Here is a 19,950-nt window from a genome sequence, read left to right on the forward strand (position 1 = left end):
ACGGCCCAGGCCAGCACCAGCCCGAAGACGAGGACCATTTCGATCAGGAAGACCTGGTCGCCGCTCATGCCGTCACTCCCTGCATAGTCCGTGGGCCGCCGCGACGTCGGCGATGATCGCGGCCGCCCGGTCGGGCCGTTCCTCGTGCGCCAGATGGCCGAGCCCCGGCAGAGCTACGATTCGCGCCTGCGGCAGGGATGCACGAACGTCCTCGGCGACCGATGGCGGCACGGCCTGGTCGCGCGATCCGACGACCAGCGTCAGGTCGGCCTGAAGCTGCGGCAGGGACCGCAGCATGTCGGAGATGTCCCAGTTGGCCATCATGCCCAGCGTCCCCGCGACATGGCCGGGCTTTCGCAGCAGGCGCGCGTAGAGCGCGATGCCCCGGTCGTCGATCACCGAGCCCGTGCCGCGGATCAGGCGGGCGACGCGGTTCCGGTCCCGCGCGGCGGAGGCGAACAGATGGACCGCCAGCGGATTGACGAACAGCCCCATGGCGAGGCCTCGGAACAGGGGCGCGACCGCGCCGGCGAAGGGCTGAAGCGCGCCGTTGACCGCGATGATCGGCGCGTCGCCGAACCTGCCGTCGAGCGACATCCGGAGCGCGATCGCCGCCCCAGCCGAATGGGCGATCACGATCGAGGGCCGAACGTCCAGCGCCTCGATCAGGGCGGTCGTGCGCCGGGCCATGGCCCAGAGGGACAGGCCGTGGTCGGGCGGCATGGCGGTGAAACCCTGGCCGGGAAGGTCAGGCGCTACCACCGTGAACCGGTCGGTCAGCAGGGGCGTCAGGTCGCGCCAGCTGTGGGTGGCGGCCCCGGCTCCATGCAGCATCAGGATGACGGGGCCCTCACCCGAGACCTGAACATGCCAGCGCAGGTCGCCGACCGTGACGAACCGGCTGGCGGCGCGGTTGGGCCAGTCGCGCCCGTCGACGTCCCAGTCCGGACGGTCGCTCACACCTTCACCTTACGGAACATCGGTACCGGTCGGGCGATTGTTTCAGCACCCCCGCTGCACCGGCCCGAAGGAGCCCACGCCCCATGAACGACAGTCTTATCCCCACACTGGCCCTTGCCACGCTGCTGCTGGTCGCCCTCGCGGCGGTCGTCGGCCTGGTCCTGTTCAAGCGCAAGCCCGCCAACCAGCATCCGATGGAGAAGTCTCCCGACGGTGCGATCGTCGAGACCCGCCCGCCCGAGCGCCGCTGAGCCCACCGTCAGTCCTCCAGCGCCCGGACCACATCGCGGACCCGCCCGGCCTCGACATAGGGCAGGGCCGCGAAGGTCGCGCCCATGGCGGCGGCCAGCTTCTCGCCGTCCCCACGCGGACGGGGCGAGATGTCGATCAGGGCCGCTCGCAGTCCGGCGGCGCGGATCCGGCGACAGGCGTTCAGGGCATCCTGTTCCGCCCGCGTGCGGAAGGCCCCGCCGTCCAGCGCGATGTTCCCGCGCCCGTCCGTCATGAACACCAGCAGCGGCGTCCGGCCCTTGGCCCGCTCGGCCACGGCCAGTATCGCGGCCATCTCGAGCCCGGCCGCGAGGGGTGTCGCCCCACCGCCCGCCAGTTCGGCCAGTTGCTTCCGGGCCCTGGCGAGGGACCGCGTCGGCGGCAGAAGCAGGTCCGCACCCTCGCCCCGGAAGGCGATCAGCGCCACCTGCGTTCTCCGCACATAGGCCTCGGCCAGCAGAAGTTCGACCGCGCCCTTGGTCTCCGCGAGGCGCTGAAGGGCCGCCGAGCCCGAGGCGTCGACCACGAAGATGACGGTCGATTCCGACCGCTGCTCGAACCGGCGGATGCGGAAGTCGTCGCGGCGCACACGGAGCGGTCCCGACGCGCCAATGAGCTTGCCCCGCAGCCGCTGCCAGGGCGCGGCGGTCTTCAGCGTCTCGACCAGGTCCAGACCGGCGGACCCGTCGGGCTGGCCGGGACGGGTGCCGATGCGGCGGCCGCGCTTCGCGGCCGGCAGTCGCGCGCCGGATGCGCCCGCCCGGGCGGGCGCGGCGCGGGACACGGAGCCGGTCACGGCCCAGAGTTGCTCCAGTCCTTCCGGCAGGGCGGCCCGGGCAGCGTCCAGAACGATGTCGTCCAAGGCTCCCTGCCCCTGATCGGTGTCGTCCGGACCGTCATCCTCGCCTTCGGACGGGGCGTCGTCGGGCGTGTCGGCGTCTTCCGGTTCGCCATCGGCGGTGTCGGGTTCGGCGTCCGGCGGCGCGGGGATGCGGGTGGCGCGGGGACTGAGCACGAGCCGCGCGGCGTTCGACAGGTCGTCGCGCTCGATGGCGTCACGCCCCTCCAGCGCCGCCAGGGCGGCGGCGGCGCGGAGCGCGAGCCGGGGCGCGCGCAGGGACCAGACGCCGAGGGCATCGGCGGCCGCGCAGATCGCATGGATGGCGTCTTCGCCCGGCGGCGAGACCTCGGCCAGGGCGGCGCGGGCCTCGGCGATATCCTCGGGTGTTGCGCTGATCGGCAGGGCATCGCGGTGGCCAATCGTGTCCAGTTCGATGCGGAAGGCCAGCCGCTCCATCAAGGCCTCGGGCGGAACCTCGTCGTCGAGGCCCTCGTCCAGCGCCACCAGCACGAAGCACGCGGGAAGACGCTCGGCCACGCCGTCGCGCTCGACGCGGACCGCCCCGTCCTCCAGCGCCCCGGCCAGCCGCGCCGCCGTGCCGGTCGCCATCCGCTCGGCCATCGGGGCGATGACGACACCGCCGTCCGCCTCGGCCAGCAGCCCGCGCTGCAGGACCCGCTGACCCGATCCCAGCGCCGCCGCGAGATCAAGTCCGCCCAGAAGCCGGTCGTCGCCGATCCCGGGCGGCATCCGACGCCACGGCGTGTCAGCGGTGTGAAGCGCACGGAATCCGCTCAGCCAGGCCTCACGCGTAGGCCCCGGCCCGGCCCGGACCACCGCGCCCCCCAGACCGGGGTCGACGGCCAGCAGCGCGGCGGCCAGCATGGCGTCGGCCCATCGGTCCTGGACCGACGCCTCGGTCATGCCGCCAGCAGCTCGTCCATGGCGCGTTCGATCCGGACCGTCGACGCCTGCTCGTCCAGGGGCCCGCGGCGCAGACGATGCCGAAGCGCCATCGGCGCGATGTGGCGCAGATCGGCCTCGGTCACGGCATCGCGCCCGTCCAGCGCCGCCTTGGCCCGCGAAGCCCGCAGCAGGGTCAGCTCGCCGCGCAGACCGTCCGCGCCGACCGCCATGCAAAGACGCGATCCCATCTCCAGGACGGCATCCGGGACGACGATCGCGTCCAGCCGGGCCTGCGCCGCGGCGACCTTTTTGCGGATCGCAGCGTCCTTCGATTTCCAGGCCTTGGCGAAGCCTTCGGGGTCTCGATCGAAGGCGTCGCGGCGCTTCACCACCTCGACCCGCTCGGCCAGGGTGTCGGGGGTGCGGACCTCGACCGACAGGCCGAACCGATCCAGCAGCTGCGGCCGCAGTTCGCCCTCCTCCGGGTTGCCCGAGCCGACCAGGACGAAGCGGGCCGGGTGGCGCACGCTGAGCCCCTCGCGCTCCACCACATTCTCGCCGGACTGGGCGACGTCCAGCAGCAGGTCGACCAGATGATCCTCCAGCAGGTTGATCTCGTCGATGTAGAGGAAGCCGCGATTGGCCCGGGCCAGCAGCCCGGGTTCGAAGGCCTTTTCGCCCAGCGTCAGGGCGCGCTCCAGATCCAGCGCACCGACGACCCGGTCCTCGGTCGCGCCCAGAGGCATGTCGACGACGGGGGACGGGGTCGTGCCGACACCGGAATGCTTGCAGACGCCCTCGCAGGCCGGGCTGGGCCGGTCCGGCTCGCAATTGAAACGGCACCCGGCGATGACCGGCAGCGCCGGCAGCAGCGCAGCCAGACCGCGCACGGCCGTCGTCTTGCCCGAGCCCCTGTCGCCGAACACCATGACCCCACCAAGCGTGCGGTCGACCGCCGCCAGGAGCAGGGCCTGTTTCATGTCCGACTGACCGACGATGGCCGAGAAGGGGAAGACGACGCGCATCAGTGTCCAATCCGTTTGACAGTTACGGTTTCATGCATGACCGTTCGGGTCAACGCGTCGCGGCGTGGCGAGGGGTGTGATGGGGGACGAAATGGCCAGTGCGTCCGGGTCCGCCAGAAGCTGGCGCTACCATCCGCAGCGCGATGCCCTTCTGGCCGAGGCCCACGCCCGGCCCTTCACGCCGCTGGTCGGACCGGCCCTGGTCACACGCATCGCCACCCTGGCCGGCCAGGACGGGGAGGCGCGCGATCGCGAGCACATGACCGCCCTGTGCCGTCGCCTCGGACAGTCCGAGCCCGGCCCCGGGGCCCGCTGGTGCGCGCTGGACGCCGGCATGTGGCGTCTGCGCTGGGAACGCCATACCGAGCTCTCGACCTGGACCTTTTTTCGCACCCCGACCGGCACGGTCCCGTTCGCGGAGACGGCGCTGGATCTGGCACCCGAGGACTGGCTGGCGCAAATGCCGGGCGAGGTGCTGGTCGCCACCCGCCTCGAGGTCTGGCCCGCTGTGGACGAAAAGGCCACCGCCGCCCTGTTCGGGGTCGAGGCGGTCGGAGCCAGCCTGGCCGACGGTGCCGCGATCGCCCTGACCGACTTCCGGCCCGACGCCGGGGGCATGACGCGGTTCCTGATGCTGGCCCATGCGGGGGACGCGGCCCTGACCGGGCGGCTGGTCCAGGGGCTGCTGGAGATCGAGACCTACCGCCTGATGGCCCTGCTGGCCTTTCCGGTGGCGGGCCAGACCAGCGGCGAACTGGCGGCCATCGAACGACGGGCGGCCGCGCTGGCTCACAGACTGGCCGAGGATTCGGACCCCGAAGCGGACCGGCTCCTGCTGGAACAGCTGTCGGCGCTTGCGGGCGAGACCGAGGCCTTGATCGGACGGACCGGCTTTCGATTCGGAGCCGCGGCGGCCTATCACGGCATCGTCCGGGAGCGGATCGAGATGCTGCGCGAGCATCACATCGAGGGTCTGCTGACCCTGGGCGAGTTCATGCAGCGCCGGCTCGACCCGGCCATGCGGACCTGCGACGCGGTAGGGGAACGGCAGAGGGCCACCATCGACCGCATCGCGCGCATGGCCCAGATGCTGAACACCCGGGTCGAGGTGGCGGCCGAGGCGACCAGCGCGGCCCTGCTGGCGTCCATGGACCGACGCGCCGGAACCTCGCTGAAGCTGCAGCAGGCCGTCGAGGGATTCTCGACGGTGGCCATCGCCTACTATGCCATCGGTCTGCTCGGGTTTCCGCTGAAGGCCATCGAGCATGCCTGGCCCCGGTTCGACGCGACCCTGGCCCAGGGGATCATCGCGCCGATCCTGGCGCTGGCGGTGTGGATCGGTCTCTCGGCTTGGCGACACAGGCTGGAGAAGGACCACTGACGCTGCGTCGCTATGGCTGCCGGATTCCGGAACCTCAGTCTGTCCACCGCAGTTGACACTATGGAACGCGGGTCTAATCTCGCGCCAACAAAACCCAGGGAGCTGTATCTATGCGTCGTTTTGGTATCGTGAGCATGGTGGCCGCAAGTGCCTTGCTCGGACTGTCCGCCTGCTCCGGCGGCGGTGAGGACAAAGCCGCCGCTCCTGCCGAGCAGGCTGCAGCCCCCGCGACTGCTCCGGTCGAGGCACCGGCTCCGGCGCCTGCGACGACCCCGGCTGCCGCCCCCGCGACGGCTCCGGCCGCTGGCGGCGCGACCCTTCAGGTCGCCGGCCTGACCGGTGATGCCGTGGCCGGCGAGCGCGTGTTCGCCCAATGCCGCACCTGCCACTCGATCGAGGAAGGCGTGAACCGCGTCGGTCCGTCCCTGCACGGCATTATCGGCCGGACCGCTGGTCAGGTCGCCGGCTACAACTATTCGGCCGCCAACAAGGCCAGCGGCAAGGTCTGGGACAACGAGACCCTGTTCGCCTATCTGGAAAATCCCCGGGCCTACATCCCCGGCACCAAGATGGCCTTCGTCGGCCTGCGTGACCCGCAGCAGCGCGCCAACGTCATCGCCTATCTCGACACCCACGACTGATTGCTTCGTAATCTGAAGACGAAGGCCCCGGCGGAGACGCCGGGGCCTTTTTCTTTGGGAGTCCTAGGGGTGGCGGTCAGCGGCTCAGGCGGCGCCGCAGGTCCAGCAGGTGCAATGGAAACGAGGCCGCGAGCGCCAGCGCGATCCACCGCCACTCCGCCCCGACGAGCGCCGCGCGCGCGCCCAGCAGGATGCAGACCCCGGGCCCGAAGACGAGCAGCAGGGCATAGGGCGTCATGCGACGGGTGATCAGCAGGAAGCCGGCCTCGACCGCCATGATGGCCAGGATCAGATCGACGGCGTGACCGCTGGCGAAGAAGCCGCTCATCGGCCGGGCAACAGGTGCATCACGCGGGGCGAAGACCCAGAAGGTGACCCATGTCCTTGAAGAAGATGCGGGCGTGGGCGGCGGGTTTCGCTTTCACCAGTTCCTTGTTCATATAGGCCTGCCAGGTCAGTTCCTGGATGTCGGGATCGTCGCAAAGGCTGACGAACCGCTCCCGCCGCTTGTCCGAGCGGTACCAGAAATGCTGCATGATCCCGAGCACCATGAAGACCTTTCCGTGGGCCTTCATGAAGCGTTTGCGCGCCTGGGTCAGCGCGCCGGCCTTGCCGGTGGCCAGGGTCGCCTCGACGGCTTCCGCCGCCAGCCGGCCGCCCTCCATAGCGTAATAGATGCCTTCGCCCGAGGCCGGGGCCACGACGCCGGCGGCGTCCCCGGCCAGGACGACGTCCCGGCCATTGTCCCAGCGCTTCATCGGCTTCAGCGGAATGGGCGCGCCCTCGGTACGCACGGTCTCGCACTCGGTCAGGCCCGCGACCTTGCGCAAGGCGGTGACGGCGGTCCGCAGCGAGAATCCCTTCTGCATCGAGCCCACGCCGATGGACGCGGTGTCACCGTGCGGGAAGATCCAGGCGTAGAAGTCGGGCGAGAGATTGCCCTGGTACCAGACGTCGCAACGGCTGGCCTCGAAGTCGGCGGTGCCGGCGGCGGGGGCCTTGATGATCTCGTGATAGGCGAAGACGTAGCGCTGCTTGTCGGCCCCCTTCACCGCCTGGGCGGCGACGTTGGAGCGGGCCCCGTCGGCGCCGATGATGGTCCGGGCACGAACCGCGATGGGCGGCGCATCCTTGGGTGCGCCCGCCGGGCGATAGAGGATCAGGGCCGAGCCGTCGGCCTCGCGCTCGATGCGGTCGAAGGTGCCGGTGCGGCGCTGGGCCCCCGCGGTCTCGGCCCGCGCGCGCAGCCATTCGTCAAAAGCCTCGCGGTTGACCATGCCGACGTAGCCGCCCTCGATGGGCATGTGCACGCGGCGGTCCGACGGGGCGATCATCCGGGCCTCGTTGGCCTTGGCGCAGATCAGGCTGTCGGGGATGTCGAAGTCCCGGATCAGCCGGGGCGGGATGGCCCCGCCGCAGGGCTTGATGCGACCCTGGCGGTCCAGCAGCAGCACGGTGCGGCCCTGCGAGGCCAGATGCCGGGCGGCGGTGGAGCCCGACGGGCCGCCCCCGACGACGACGCAGTCGAAGGTCTCGGCGACGATACCGGGTTCAGGCCTGGACATGACGCGCTCCGATGGGTTGGGGTTGAGACGTGGCGGCAGGGGCGCCGATACGAACGGCGATCACGGCAGAGACGATGAACAGGGTGGCCTCGAGCGCGAAGACCAGGCCGAAGGCCGTGGCATCCTCGCCGAACAGGCGTCGGCCGATATCGACGGCCACAGCCCCGAAGAAGCCGCCCGTGCCGAAGCCGACCGCCTGTGCGGCCCCCCAGACACCCATGCGGATCCCCTCGCGCCTGCCGCCGTTGGCCCCCCGGCCCTGACCGGCCAGCGCCATCATCGAGCCGATGGCGGCGACGGCGAAGACACCGTTGAAGAAGCCGAGAGCGAAAACCGTCGGCGCGATGGGCCAACCGGGCCCGACCTGTGCCGCGACGACCAGGGCCGCCAGAGACAGGGCGGAACCGCCGCACCCGGCCAGCGTCCAGCCGCGCATCCAGCCCTGGCCGCGCGCGCCGACGAACCCGCCGGCCGCTCCGACGAGGATCATGCCCAGCAGGACGCCGCCATGCTGCATGCCCGACATCTGGGTCGACTGGCCGGGGGTCATGCCGAACACCAGTCCGGCGAACGGTTCCAGGATCAGGTCCTGGGCGCTGTAGGCGATCATGGAGATCAGGACGAAAAGCGTGAAGCGGCGGGCCTGCGGATCGGCGAGGGTTTCGCGCAGGGCGACCCTGAAATCGGTCTTCGGCTCCGCGGGTTCGGTGACGACGGCCGCGGTCCGTTCGACCCCGGCGACCGCGGCGAGCGTCAGCAGGAAGGCCCCCAGCGAGACGGCGCCCGACACCATGGCCAGACGCTGCATGGAGAACGGATCCAGCTGCCCACCCGCGATGCCCGCGGTGGCGGCGATGCCCATGACCATCATGATCCAGGTGATGGCGGCGGCGGCGGGCCTGCGCGTCGGGGTGACTCGTGTGGCCAGCAGCGCGAGCAGGGAGGTTCCCGAGGCCCCGACCCCTGCCCCGATCATGGTGAAGGCGAGGATCGCCAGCAGGATCCCCACCACGGGCGAGCCGCTCATCAGGGCCGTGGCGTCCGCGGCCAGGATCCCGCCGAGGGCCAGCACCCCCATGCCGCCGATGATCCAGGGCGTGCGACGCGCCCCGCCGTCCGAACCGTGCCCCCAGCGCGGACGCGACAGCTGTACCGCATAGTGCCACGCGACCAGTGCGGCCGGCAGGGCGGCCGGCAGGGCCAGCTCGACCATCATGACCCGGTTCAGGGTCGAGGTGGTCAGGACGACGATGGACCCCAGCGCGGTCTGGACCAGACCGAGCCGGACGATGCCGAGCCAGCCCAGGTGTGCCAGCGTATGCGGCTGGTCGCTCATGCGCCCGCTCCGATGAGGCCGCGCACGGCGAAGGCCGAGGCCAGCATGCCGAACACGTAAAGGGTGGTGCCCGTGGCGTTGTACCAAGGGGTGAATTTCTTCGGATCGCCCAGCAACCGGGCCATCAGCGCGAACTGGACCGCGACGAGGACGCCGACGGCCAGCCCGTGCCACGGACGGTCCCAGGCCACGAACAGCAGGGTGACGACGATCACCTGGGGTGCCGCCATGACCGCGCAGGCGATGCGCGCGGCCGAGTCGACGCCCAGCTCGGCCGGCAGGGATTTCAGACCCAGAAGCCGATCGCCCTCGACCGCCTTGAAGTCGTTCAGAACCATGATGCCATAGGCCCCGAAGCTGTAGAGCGCGGCAAGGATCAGCACCGGAGCGTGCGGCAAGGCCCCCGCCATCACGGCCGCGCCGGTGAACCAGGTCAGGCCCTCATAGGAAAGCGCGACGGCGAACGGACCGGCCACGCCGTCCCGCTTCAGCCTGAGCGGCGGCGCGCTGTACGCCCAGGCCAGCGCCAGCCCCAGCAGGGTCGCGCCCAGCACCCACGGACCGGTCAGGGCCGCAACGACGACCGACAGCCCGGTCCAGATGATGGCGATGTACAGGCCCCAGCGGCCAGGGATGCGGCCGGACGGGATCGGCCGGTTCGGTTCGTTGATCGCGTCGACGTGCCGGTCGAACCAGTCGTTGACGGCCTGGCTGGTCGCACAGACCAGAGGACCGGTCAGGGCGATGCCTGCGATCAGGAACAGCCAGCGCCCCTGGAACGGCATGCCCGACGAGACCACGCCGCACATGAAGGCCCACATCGGCGGAAACCAGGTGACGGGCTTGAACAGCTCCAGCACCGCGGCCGGGGACGGCGCAGAAATCGAAGGCGCGTCGAGTGTCCTGTCCATGGAACACCGTCGCACTGGACACCCGAAAGTGTCAACGCAGATTGACAGTTTTTGGGGCTATGCCGTTCGCCGCGCGGCGGCTTACGGATTCAGCGCCTGGACCTCCTGGCGTCAGTCGTCCAGATCGCCCAGGCCGTAGCGGCGGAGCTTGGAGTACAGGCTCTGGCGACTGAGGCCGAGGACGTCAGCGGCCGAGGCGCGATTGTCCGAGGTCAGGGTCAGCGCCGCCTCGATGCACAGCTTTTCGATCAGGTCGGTCGATTCCCGCACGATGTCCTTCATCGGCACGCGGCCGATCAGATGGGTCAGCTGCTCGACCGATTGCGAGACCGCGCCGCCGATAGCCGGGGCGACGGGAACGGGGGGCGTCCGGCGCGCGACGTTGCGGATGCTGAAACCGTAGGTGGGCCGGGTATCGTCGGGCACCACGACAGCGGTGACCTCGACGTCTTCCTGATCGCCGAACTGGCTGCGGACGACCGTGGCGAAGTTGCGCAGCGCCCCGTGGTCCCGAAGCTGGGCCAGCATGATCTTCAGATCGATCTGGGGGCGACCAAGGAACCGGTCCAGAGGCAGGTTGGTCGCCTCCTCCCGGCTGGCCAGATGGGTCAGATCGAGGAAGGCCGGGTTGGCGGTCAGGATGCGCAGGTCGGTGTCGGTGACGACGAAGGCATCGGAGATGCGCGACAGCACCGCGGTCAGGGTGGCGTTCGGATCGATGCCTTGGGCGATCGCGTCCGGGGTCAGCCGTACCAGCAGCGACGAGGTCCGGTCGTGACGGAACATGGACGCCGACAACAGACAGCTGTCGCCATTGGCCAGTCTGACCTTGATGGCCTCGCTACCCGAACTGCTTGTGGCACTGTCGAGGATATCGATGGCCGCCGCCGCACTGGAGGCGTCCAGCAGGGTCGTGAAGCTCTGGCCCACGACACTGCCCTCTTCCCGCCCCGTGATGCGGGCGACGGCAGGGTTGGCCTCGCGGATCTTGCGCGTTGGGGCGTCCAGGATCAGGACCGCCTCGGCCGCGCTCTGGAACAGGAGCCGATAGCGCGCCTCGGCCTGGCGCAGCCGCAGATAGTCCCGTTCCACCGACTGCTGAACCTGGATCAGCCGCTGCTGGAGCACGGCCGAGCCTTGCAGATCACGGCCCAGAACGATCACCCGTCCGTCCGAACCGGCGCTGAAGGCGAAATACCGAATCGGCACCTCGCCGTCGTCGGCGGGATGATTGATCTCGCGCCAGCGGGCCGGCTTGCCCGCAGCCGTGTCCGCGAGCATCTCGGAGACCTTGTGACGGCTCTCGCCGGTGACCGTCTCGATCCACGGGCGGTCCATCCAGTCGCCGATGCCGTTCCGGGCCAGGTCATTGGAAGATACCGACAAATCGCGGATGACACCGTCGCGGTCCAGGACCAGAGCGATGTCGCTGGCGGCGGACACGACGCCCGCAGTCGCCTCAGCCGTCAGTCCGTCCAGCGCTGTCTCGGGACGGCGAAAGGGCAGAGTGACCGACGGGGACGAGAGGATGGTCATCTAGCGCCATTACGGGTCCGGTGTCGCTTGATCAAGCGGCGGAGTGCTGCGAGGCGAATAACCGCGCGGCCGCCTGGACGGCCGCGTGGGCATCCGTGGCGGTCTGATCTGCCCCGACCATCGCCACCCGATCCGGGTTTTCAGCGAAGACGCGGCCGCCGACCATGACCCGCACGGAGGCGTTTCTGGACACCGCGCGGAGGCGGGCGATCAGGGGCGTCAGCGGTTCGAGCCAACGCTCGTTGGCCATGGAGAAGCCGATCAGGTCGAAGCGTTCGGTCTGGACGATGTCTTCCAGATCCCGCTCGGTCGCATCCGGCATGCAGATCGTGCGCCACCCAGCCTGGCGGAAATACTCGACGACCATGATCAGGCCCAGCGAGTGCTGGTCACCGGGCGTCAGGGCGAACAGGGCCGTCCGGCCGTCGCCTCCCCCGCCCTCGACATGGACCCGGTCGGCATATTCATAGACCAGCTGCTGCAGGCGACAGAGACCTACGGTCACGTCGGCGAAGGTGCAGACGTCCTGCTCCCACCACTCACCCAGCAGTTTCGCGGACGGCGATAGCAGGTCGAAATAGATGCCTTCGACCGACACGCCGCGGCGCACCAGGAGTTCGACCTGATCGACCAGGGCCGACAGATCCATGGTCATGGTCTGGTGCGCGAAGCTTTCCAGCTCGGCCTTGTCCACCACGCCCATATTCATCGGGATGACTTCGTGCAAACCGCCGCTCTGATGGGCGGCGAGAAGCCGCGGAATGATCTCACCCTCGATCAGCTGCGCCAGATCGATGGGCGAAGGAACGCCGGACAGTCCGGACTCGGATCGCCGGAACCGGACGACATTGTCGCCCTCGCCCGAGGGCGGTGGTGTTCGATCGGGGGCGCCTTCAGCGCGGTGAACGTAGGCCATCGACCCTCCTCCCCGGAGCGTGATCTCTTACGTCAGGCGTGATCCCCATCCACCCGGCGAAGTGTTTCCTCATCCAGCCGGATGCCCTTGGGAGAGGCCTCCGGATCGTCTCGCGCTTTGGTCCGGACCCGTCGCCTTGCTGAGCGATCTGAGGGGTGTCCGGCAATCCACGCACGCACGTCACGTCCACTTTGAGGCGACATTGGGTCCACCGATCCGGGACCGAGTCAAGCCCGACATTGGGCATGAAGTGTCAATCCAGATTTACGTCCAATCTATTTGACACATGCCGGGCGACGGACCTAGGTTTCGATATCGCCTCTATCGGGGGGCGACCGGAGTCGGTCGATGTCATCGAGCGCGATCCACCATTCAGACGGCCACGGCAGCGCTTCCCACGGCGGCGTTCGGGGACTGCTAAGCCGCCGTTTCAGCGGCCTGATAGACCGCGTGGCCCCGTGCCCGTGGACCGCGCACACGGGCCAGCACAGCGTCAGCGATGTCGGTGCCGGCATCAGCATGGTGACCCGTCCGCTGTACACACCCGAGGAACGCGTCCGCCGCGACAACACCGTCTGGACCCTGGTCCAGGGCATCCTCGCACCCGTCCAGTTCCTGGCGTTCGGCATCAGCGTGGTGCTGGTTCTGCGCTATCTTGGCACGGGCGAGGGCGCATTTGCCGCGACCGTCTCGGTGCTGATCAAGACGGCCCTGCTCTACACGATCATGGTCACCGGCGCGATCTGGGAGAAGGTCGTGTTCGGCCGCTACCTGTTCGCCCCGTCCTTCTTCTGGGAGGACGTGTTCTCGATGCTCGTGCTGGCCCTGCACACCGCCTACCTCGGCGCGGTGCTGCTGCATGTGGGCACCCCGCGCGAACAGCTGATCCTGGCCCTGGCCGCCTATGCGACCTACGTCATCAATGCCGCCCAGTTCATCTGGAAGCTGCGGATGGCGCGTCTCGAAGGGCCCGCCAAGTCGACGATGGTCACCGCATGAGCGAGGCCTTCGCCCTGGACCTGCCCCGCCCGACCGGCGGCTGCGCCGATGCACCGGTTCTGCGCGAGCGGGGACAACGTGAAGTCTTCTGTGGATTAACGGGCATCGTCTGGCTGCACCGCAAGATGCAGGACGCCTTCTTCCTCGTTGTCGGCTCGCGCACCTGCGCCCATCTGATCCAGTCGGCCGCGGGCGTCATGATCTTCGCCGAGCCGCGCTTCGCCACCGCCATCATGGAGGAGAAGGATCTCGCCGGCCTGACCGACACCAATGACGAGCTGGACCGGGTGGTGGACCGCCTGCTGGCGCGCCGTCCCGACATCAAGCTGCTGTTCCTGGTCGGCTCGTGCCCGTCGGAGGTCATCAAGCTGGACCTGTCGCGCGCCGCCGGACGCCTGTCCGAGAAGCACAGCCCCAACGTCCGCGTGCTGAACTATTCCGGCAGCGGCATCGAGACGACCTTCACCCAGGGCGAGGACGCCTGTCTGGCCGCCCTCGTCCCGCAGATGGCCGCGGCTCCGGCCAACGCCGAACCCTCCCTCCTGATCGTCGGTGCCCTGCCCGATGTGGTCGAGGACCAGTTCCGCCGCCTGTTCGCCGCCATGGGTATCGCGCGCGTGGAGGCCCTGCCCGCCCGCAAGATCAGCGACCTGCCGAGCGTCGGCCCCAACACCCGCTTTCTGGTCGCCCAGCCCTTCCTCGGCGACACCGCCCGGGCGCTGGAGGATCGCGGCGCGGTCCGGCTGGACGCCCTGTTCCCGTTCGGAGCCGAGGGCACCACCGACTGGCTGCACGCGGCGGCGCAGGCCTTCGGTGTCGACGAGATGCTGTTCCGCTCGGTCGTCGCGCCCGGTCGCGAACGTGCCGCCCGCGCGCTGGAAAAGGTCCGGCCCGCGCTCGAAGGCAAGTCGATCTTCTTCTTCCCGGACTCGCAGCTGGAGGTGCCGCTCGCGCGCTTCCTGTCGCGCGAACTGGGCATGGTGCCGCTGGAAGTCGGCACCCCCTATCTGCACCGCACGCATCTGGCCCGGGAACTGCCGCTGCTGCCGTCCTCGACGCGCCTCAGCGAAGGCCAGGACGTGGATCGCCAGCTGGATCGCTGCCGCGCTGCGCGCCCGGACCTGTCCGTCTGCGGCCTGGGCCTGGCCAATCCGCTGGAGATGGAAGGCCTGACGACCAAATGGTCGATCGAGCTGGTGTTCTCGCCGGTGCACGGCTTCGATCAGGCGGCCGATCTGGCCGAGCTGTTCGCCCGCCCGCTGAACCGCCGCGACCGCCTGTCGGACGCCATCGTCCCGGCCCGCGCCAACCGTCGGGAGGCCGCACCGTGCAGCTGACCGTCTGGACCTACGAAGGCCCGCCGCATGTCGGCGCGATGCGGATCGCCACGGCGATGGAGGGGCTGCATTACGTCCTGCATGCGCCGCAGGGCGACACCTATGCCGACCTGCTGTTCACGATGATCGAGCGGCGCGGCAAGCGTCCGCCCGTCACCTACACGACCTTCCAGGCGCGCGACCTGGGCACCGACACGGCCGAACTGTTCAAGACCGCTGTCATCGACGCGCACGCCCGCTTCCAGCCCCAGGCGATGATCGTCGGGGCCTCCTGCACCGCCGAGCTGATCCAGGACGACCCCGCGGGAATGGCGCTCGCCATCGGCCTGCCGATCCCCGTCATCCCCTTGGAGCTGCCCAGCTACCAGAAGAAGGAAAACTGGGGGGCGGCCGAGACCTTCCGCCAGCTGGTCCGTCACCTGACGACACCGGTCGAGCGCACCCCGATGACGGGCCGCCGTCCGTCCTGCAACATCCTCGGCCCCACCGCCCTGGGCTTCCGCCACCGTGACGACGTGGTCGAGATCACCCGTCTGCTGGAGCGGCTGGGCGTCGAGATCAACGTCACCGCCCCGCTGGGCGCGATGCCCGCCGACATCGCCCGGCTCGGGGCCGCCGACTTCAACGTCGTGCTGTATCCCGAAATCGCCGGAGAGGCCGCAAAACAGCTCGAGAAGCAGTGCCGCCAGCCATCGGTGAAGACCGTTCCGCTGGGATACGGCGCGACGATCGACTTCATCCACGAGGTCTGCGCCCTGACCGGCCTCGACCCGGTTCCGGTTCTGGACGGCGTCCCGTCGCGGATGCCCTGGTGGTCGCGCTCGGTGGACTCCACCTACCTGACCGGCAAGCGCGTGTTCGTGTTCGGCGACGCCACCCACGTCATCGCCGCCGCCCGCGTGGCCTCCGAGGAGCTCGGGTTCGAGGTCGTCGGCATGGGCTGCTACAATCGCGAGTTCGCCCGCGAGGTCCGCGCCGCCGCGGCAGACCTGGGCCTGACCGCCCTGATCACCGACGACTATCTGGAGGTCGAGGACGCCATCGCCGCCCTGCAGCCGGAACTGGTGCTGGGCTCGCAGATGGAACGCCACATCGCCAAGCGGCTGCGCATTCCCTGTGCCGTCATCTCGGCCCCTTTCCACGTCCAGGACCACCCCGCGCGGTTCTCGCCCCAGATGGGGTTCGAGGGGGCCAACGTCCTGTTCGACACCTGGGTGCATCCGCTGGTCATGGGACTGGAAGAGCACCTGCTGCACATGTTCCGCGACGACTTCGAGTTTTCCGACGAAGCCGGCGCCTCGCACCTGGGGGGTCATTCCGCCGCCCCGCAACCCGGCGCTTCGACGCCCGCCCCTGCCCTCATGGCGGCAGAGGCCCAACCCCTCGCATCGACAGAGGTCGGGACCATCGTGTCCGAGATCGTCTGGGCCCCCGATGCCGAGGCCGAACTGAGGAAGATTCCCTTTTTCGTGCGCGGCAAGGCCCGTCGCAACACGGAACGCTTCGCCGTCGAGCAGGGGCTCGCGACGATCGGTGTCGAGACGTTGTACGATGCGAAATCACATTACAGCCGCTGATGCCGCGCACACCGGCCAGACCGCGCCACGGGTGCGAGTCGTCATCGTCACTCTGGACAATCACCTGGCCGGGGCCGTCGCACAGGCCGAGGCCGAACTGCGCAAGACCGCGCCCGGCCTGACCGTCGCCCTGCACGCCGCCTCCGAATGGGGCAGCGATCAACATGCGCTCGACGCCTGCCTGAGCGACATCGCCACCGGCGACATCGTCATCGCCTCCATGCTGTTCGTCGACGACCATATCCAGATGGTCCTGCCGGCGCTGAAGGCCCGCAACGAAGCCTGCGACGCCATGTTCTGCATGATGTCGGCGGCCGAGGTCGTGAAGCTGACGAAGATGGGCCCGTACCGCATGGACGGATCCACCAAGGGTCCGCTGGCGATGCTGAAGAAGCTGCGCGGGAACACCAAGGCGACCGGCGGCGTCCCCGGCGAGAAGCAGATGGCCATGCTGCGCCGCCTGCCAAAGATCCTGGCCTTCGTGCCCGGCACGGCCCAGGACGTCCGCGCCTATTTCCTGACGCTGCAATACTGGTTCGCCGGCTCGACGGAGAACATGGTGTCGATGGTCCGCTATCTGGTGGACCGCTACGCCGAGGGCGAGCGCCGGGTCCTGCGCGGAAACATGAAGGCCGCCGCCCCGGTCGAATATCCGGAAATCGGCGTCTATCACCCGCGCATGGGCGACACGGCCTCCGCCCGGATGTCGGAGACGCCCGCTGCCCTGCCCGTCGTCGAAGGCGGTCAAGGCACGGTCGGTCTGGTGATCCTGCGCTCCTACGTTCTGGCGGGCGATGCGGCGCACTACGACGGCGTGATCCAGGCCTTCGAGTCGCGGGGCGTCCAGGTCATCCCGGCCTTCGCCAACGGCCTCGATGCCCGCCCGGCCATGGACAAGCTGTTCATGAAGGACGGCCGTCCCGTGGTCGACGCCATCATCAATCTGACCGGTTTCTCGCTGGTCGGCGGGCCGGCCTACAACGACTCCTCCTCCGCGGCCGTGGCCCTGGCGAGGTTCGACGTGCCCTACGTCTCGGCCCATCCGCTGGAGTTCCAGTCGTTCCAGCAGTGGAGCGCGGGCGACCAGGGCCTTCTGCCGCTGGAGGCCACCATGATGGTCTCCATTCCGGAACTGGACGGCGGCATCGCGCCCATGATGTTCGGCGGCCGCACCGATGGATCGGACGCCCCGTGCACGGGTTGCACGCGTCGCTGCACCTTCCCCGGCATGGACGCCAAGGCCATGGTGGCCTGTCCCGAGCGGGCCGGGACCCTGGCCGATCGCGTCGGCAAGATGATCCGCCTGCGCCGGTCCGGGCGGGCGGACCGCAAGATCGCCGCCGTCCTGTTCAACTTCCCGCCCAACGCCGGCGCCGCCGGCACGGCCGCGCAGATGTCGGTCTGGGCCAGCCTGCACAAGACCCTGATCCGCCTGGCCGCCGAGGGGTATACCGTCGAGGTGCCCGAGAGCGTCGAGGCGCTCCGCGAAAAGCTGCTGGAGGGCAACGCCGCCCGCTACGGCACCGATGGCAACGTCCACGTCCGGATCCCGGCCAACGAGCATGTGCTGCGCGAGCGCTGGCTGAAGGACATCGAGGCGGTCTGGGGCCCCGCGCCTGGCAAGTCCTTGGCCAACGGGTCGTCGATCTTCGTGCTGGGGGCCGAGTTCGGCAACGTCTTCGTCGGTCTGCAGCCGCCGTTCGGCATCGAGGGCGATCCGATGCGCCTGATGTTCGAGGGCGGCTTTGCCCCCACCCACGCCTTCAGCGCCTTCTACCGCTGGATCCGCGAGGATTTCGGGGCCCATGCCGTGCTGCATTTCGGCACCCACGGCGCGCTGGAGTTCATGCCGGGCAAGCAGACCGGCCTGTCGGAGGCCTGCTGGCCCGACCGGCTGATCGGCGACCTGCCGAACCTGTATCTCTATGCCGCGAACAACCCGTCCGAGGGCATGATCGCCAAGCGTCGCTCGAACGCGACCCTGATCAGCTACATCACCCCGCCGATCAACGATGCGGGGCTCTACAAGGGTCTGCTGGATCTGAAGGCTCTGGTCGACCGCTGGCGCGCGACCGAGATCGAGGCGTCCGCCGAACGCGCTGCCCTGAACCCGCTGATCTTCGAGGCGGCGGAAACCCTGCACATCGCCCTGATCGAGGGATCGGACGACGCCCGGGTCAACGCCCTGATCGCCACGCTGCAGGAGTTGGAACAGACCCTGATCCCGAACGGCCTGCACGTCCTGGGCGAGCCTTTCACCGCCGACGAACGCACCGACCTGCTGCTGGCCGTCGCAGAAGCCCGTGAAGGCCCCAAGCCCGGCCGCGAAGCCGTGCAGTCCATCGTCGACGGAGCCGATGCCCGCACGGCGCTGGGCATCAGCGGCCTGTCCTCGGATACGGCAGGGATCGAGCTGTTCCGCCACCTGCACGCCACCAACGTCTCGCTGTCGTCGAACCCGGAGATGGAGGCGCTGGTCGCGGCGCTGGACGGCGGGTACGTCCTGCCGTCGCCGGGCGGCGACCTGCTGCGCACGCCCGAGATGCTGCCGACCGGCCGCAACATCCACGGCTTCGACCCCTTCCGCATCCCCTCGGCCTATGCCGTCGCCGACGGCATGCGCCAGGCCGACCGGCTGTTGGCCAAACACCAGCTCGAGACGGGCAGCCTGCCGGAATCCATGGCCATCGTGCTGTGGGGCACCGACAATCTGAAGTCCGAAGGCGGGCCGATCGCCCAGGCCATGGCCCTGATGGGCGCACGCCCTCGATTCGACGGCTACGGCCGACTGTGCGGCGCGGAGCTGGTGTCACTTGAAGAGCTGGGCCGCCCCCGCGTCGACGTGGTGGCCACCGTCTCGGGCATCTTCCGCGACCTGCTGCCGCTGCAGATGAAGATGCTTGCCGACGCCGCCTGGCTGGCCGCCACGGCCGACGAGCCGCTCGACCAGAACTTCGTCCGCAAGCGCGCCCTGGAGCATCAGGGCAAGCTGGGCTGCGACATGGAAACCGCGTCCCTGCGCGTCTTCTCCAATGCCGAGGGGGCCTACGGGGCCTCGGTCAACGCCCTGATCGACTCGGGGGCCTGGACCGAAGAAGGCGAACTGGCCGATGCGTTCGAGAGCCGGAAGGGGTTCGCTTATGGCCGTAACGGCAAGCCAATGAAGCAGCCCGCCCTGCTGAATAGCGCTTTGGCGGGTATCGATCTGGCCTACCAGAACCTCGACTCCGTCGACCTGGGCGTCACCACCATCGACCATTATGTCGACACCCTGGGCGGTGTGGCCAAGTCGGCCGAGCGCGCGCGCGGGAAGGCCTCGCCCGTCTATATCGGCGACCAGACGCAGGGCGAGGGCAAGGTCCGCACCCTGGCCGAACAGGTCACCCTGGAAAGCCGCACCCGCGTGCTGAACCCCCGCTGGTTCGAGGGTCAGCTGAAGCACGGCTCCGAAGGCGTCCGCGCCATCGAGGCCCAGGTGACCAACACGCTCGGCTGGTCGGCCACGACCGGCGACGTCCAGCCCTGGGTCTATCAGGAGATCTCGGAGACCTTCGTGCTGGACGCGGCGATGCGCGAGCGCATCGCCAAGCTGAACCCCAAGGCCTCCGCCCGCATGGCCAATCGCCTGCTGGAAGCGTCCGACCGCAACTACTGGGCCCCGGACGCCGCCACGCTGCAGGCCCTGCGCGACGCCGCCGACGAACTTGAAGATCGCCTCGAAGGCCTCACCCCCGCTGCGGCGGCGTGAG

Annotated in this window: 16 protein-coding genes; 7 read left to right on the plus strand and 9 right to left on the minus strand. The window is 69.4% G+C overall.

All coding sequences use genetic code 11. The annotated features are described in order from the left end of the window. Positions 1-72 precede the first annotated feature (72 nt). Positions 73-960, minus strand: a complete 888-nt coding sequence (gene bchO, locus BRESU_RS15245; RefSeq protein WP_013270457.1) for an alpha/beta fold hydrolase BchO — start codon at positions 958-960, stop codon at positions 73-75. 83 nt (positions 961-1,043) lie between these two features. Here bchO and BRESU_RS17465 point away from each other — a divergent pair, with 83 nt between their 5' ends. Beyond that, on the plus strand, positions 1,044-1,211 hold the full coding sequence (locus BRESU_RS17465) for a hypothetical protein (protein WP_013270458.1): 168 nt from the start codon (positions 1,044-1,046) through the stop codon (positions 1,209-1,211). A gap of 8 nt (positions 1,212-1,219) precedes the next feature. Here BRESU_RS17465 and BRESU_RS15250 read toward each other — a convergent pair whose 3' ends face one another. Together BRESU_RS15250 and bchI are read right to left on the minus strand one after the other, a co-directional pair. After that, entirely contained in the window at positions 1,220-2,995 is a 1,776-nt protein-coding gene (locus BRESU_RS15250; protein ID WP_013270459.1) for a magnesium chelatase subunit D, read from the minus strand. Further along, positions 2,992-4,002 carry a magnesium chelatase ATPase subunit I gene (gene bchI / locus BRESU_RS15255; protein WP_013270460.1) on the minus strand — a complete coding sequence of 337 codons (1,011 nt, stop codon included), beginning with the start codon at positions 4,000-4,002 and terminating at the stop codon, positions 2,992-2,994. The genes BRESU_RS15250 and bchI overlap by 4 nt, the downstream gene beginning before the upstream one ends. A gap of 91 nt (positions 4,003-4,093) precedes the next feature. Here bchI and BRESU_RS15260 point away from each other — a divergent pair, with 91 nt between their 5' ends. Next, the gene (locus BRESU_RS15260) at positions 4,094-5,383 is read left to right on the plus strand and encodes a DUF3422 family protein (RefSeq protein WP_050762521.1); all 1,290 of its coding nucleotides are present in this window, start codon (positions 4,094-4,096) and stop codon (positions 5,381-5,383) included. Positions 5,384-5,493: 110 nt separating this feature from the next. Continuing rightward, entirely contained in the window at positions 5,494-6,024 is a 531-nt protein-coding gene (locus BRESU_RS15265; RefSeq protein WP_013270462.1) for a c-type cytochrome, read from the plus strand. 76 nt (positions 6,025-6,100) lie between these two features. Here BRESU_RS15265 and BRESU_RS15270 read toward each other — a convergent pair whose 3' ends face one another. The 6 genes from BRESU_RS15270 to BRESU_RS15295 all read right to left on the minus strand — a co-directional run bounded on the left by BRESU_RS15270 (position 6,101) and on the right by BRESU_RS15295 (position 12,288). Next, entirely contained in the window at positions 6,101-6,352 is a 252-nt protein-coding gene (locus tag BRESU_RS15270; protein ID WP_013270463.1) for a hypothetical protein, read from the minus strand. 19 nt (positions 6,353-6,371) lie between these two features. Then, entirely contained in the window at positions 6,372-7,589 is a 1,218-nt protein-coding gene (locus BRESU_RS15275; RefSeq protein ID WP_013270464.1) for a geranylgeranyl diphosphate reductase, read from the minus strand. Next, the gene (locus tag BRESU_RS15280) at positions 7,576-8,925 is read right to left on the minus strand and encodes a BCD family MFS transporter (RefSeq protein WP_013270465.1); all 1,350 of its coding nucleotides are present in this window, start codon (positions 8,923-8,925) and stop codon (positions 7,576-7,578) included. Before BRESU_RS15280 ends, BRESU_RS15275 begins: the two co-directional genes overlap by 14 nt. Continuing rightward, positions 8,922-9,836: a chlorophyll synthase ChlG gene (chlG, locus tag BRESU_RS15285; protein WP_013270466.1), complete on the minus strand. Its 915-nt coding sequence runs from the start codon at positions 9,834-9,836 to the stop codon at positions 8,922-8,924. Before chlG ends, BRESU_RS15280 begins: the two co-directional genes overlap by 4 nt. 111 nt (positions 9,837-9,947) lie before the next feature. Beyond that, positions 9,948-11,372, minus strand: a complete 1,425-nt coding sequence (gene ppsR / locus BRESU_RS15290; protein ID WP_013270467.1) for a transcriptional regulator PpsR — start codon at positions 11,370-11,372, stop codon at positions 9,948-9,950. 31 nt (positions 11,373-11,403) lie between these two features. Continuing rightward, complete coding sequence (locus tag BRESU_RS15295) at positions 11,404-12,288, minus strand: cobalamin B12-binding domain-containing protein (protein ID WP_013270468.1); 885 nt, start codon at positions 12,286-12,288, stop codon at positions 11,404-11,406. 450 nt (positions 12,289-12,738) lie between these two features. Between BRESU_RS15295 and bchF the strand changes: the two genes are divergently transcribed. Genes bchF through BRESU_RS15315 form a run of 4 tightly spaced genes read left to right on the plus strand, consistent with a single transcriptional unit; the run spans position 12,739 to position 19,949 of the window. Further along, positions 12,739-13,287 (plus strand): 2-vinyl bacteriochlorophyllide hydratase, encoded by a 549-nt coding sequence (bchF, locus tag BRESU_RS15300; RefSeq protein ID WP_218915394.1) that lies wholly within the window; start codon positions 12,739-12,741, stop codon positions 13,285-13,287. Beyond that, a complete protein-coding gene (locus tag BRESU_RS15305; RefSeq protein ID WP_013270470.1) occupies positions 13,284-14,624 on the plus strand; it encodes a ferredoxin:protochlorophyllide reductase (ATP-dependent) subunit N in 1,341 nt (446 codons plus the stop codon). Before bchF ends, BRESU_RS15305 begins: the two co-directional genes overlap by 4 nt. Continuing rightward, positions 14,615-16,201 (plus strand): ferredoxin:protochlorophyllide reductase (ATP-dependent) subunit B, encoded by a 1,587-nt coding sequence (gene bchB, locus BRESU_RS15310; RefSeq protein ID WP_013270471.1) that lies wholly within the window; start codon positions 14,615-14,617, stop codon positions 16,199-16,201. The genes BRESU_RS15305 and bchB overlap by 10 nt, the downstream gene beginning before the upstream one ends. Continuing rightward, on the plus strand, positions 16,176-19,949 hold the full coding sequence (locus BRESU_RS15315; RefSeq protein ID WP_013270472.1) for a magnesium chelatase subunit H: 3,774 nt from the start codon (positions 16,176-16,178) through the stop codon (positions 19,947-19,949). Before bchB ends, BRESU_RS15315 begins: the two co-directional genes overlap by 26 nt. Position 19,950: the final 1 nt, after the last annotated feature.

The sequence above is a fragment of the Brevundimonas subvibrioides ATCC 15264 genome, from assembly GCF_000144605.1.
GTDB lineage: Bacteria > Pseudomonadota > Alphaproteobacteria > Caulobacterales > Caulobacteraceae > Brevundimonas > Brevundimonas subvibrioides.

Coding starts and splice junctions, on each gene's coding strand:
- BRESU_RS17465 (WP_013270458.1), top strand. CDS start 1,044: ATGAACGACAGTCTTATCCCCACACTGGCCCTTGCCACGCTGCTGCTG.
- BRESU_RS15250 (WP_013270459.1), bottom strand. CDS start 2,995: ATGACCGAGGCGTCGGTCCAGGACCGATGGGCCGACGCCATGCTGGCC.
- bchI (WP_013270460.1), bottom strand. CDS start 4,002: ATGCGCGTCGTCTTCCCCTTCTCGGCCATCGTCGGTCAGTCGGACATG.
- BRESU_RS15260 (WP_050762521.1), top strand. CDS start 4,094: ATGGCCAGTGCGTCCGGGTCCGCCAGAAGCTGGCGCTACCATCCGCAG.
- BRESU_RS15265 (WP_013270462.1), top strand. CDS start 5,494: ATGCGTCGTTTTGGTATCGTGAGCATGGTGGCCGCAAGTGCCTTGCTC.
- BRESU_RS15270 (WP_013270463.1), bottom strand. CDS start 6,352: ATGAGCGGCTTCTTCGCCAGCGGTCACGCCGTCGATCTGATCCTGGCC.
- BRESU_RS15275 (WP_013270464.1), bottom strand. CDS start 7,589: ATGTCCAGGCCTGAACCCGGTATCGTCGCCGAGACCTTCGACTGCGTC.
- BRESU_RS15280 (WP_013270465.1), bottom strand. CDS start 8,925: ATGAGCGACCAGCCGCATACGCTGGCACACCTGGGCTGGCTCGGCATC.
- chlG (WP_013270466.1), bottom strand. CDS start 9,836: ATGGACAGGACACTCGACGCGCCTTCGATTTCTGCGCCGTCCCCGGCC.
- ppsR (WP_013270467.1), bottom strand. CDS start 11,372: ATGACCATCCTCTCGTCCCCGTCGGTCACTCTGCCCTTTCGCCGTCCC.
- BRESU_RS15295 (WP_013270468.1), bottom strand. CDS start 12,288: ATGGCCTACGTTCACCGCGCTGAAGGCGCCCCCGATCGAACACCACCG.
- BRESU_RS15305 (WP_013270470.1), top strand. CDS start 13,284: ATGAGCGAGGCCTTCGCCCTGGACCTGCCCCGCCCGACCGGCGGCTGC.
- BRESU_RS15315 (WP_013270472.1), top strand. CDS start 16,176: ATGCGAAATCACATTACAGCCGCTGATGCCGCGCACACCGGCCAGACC.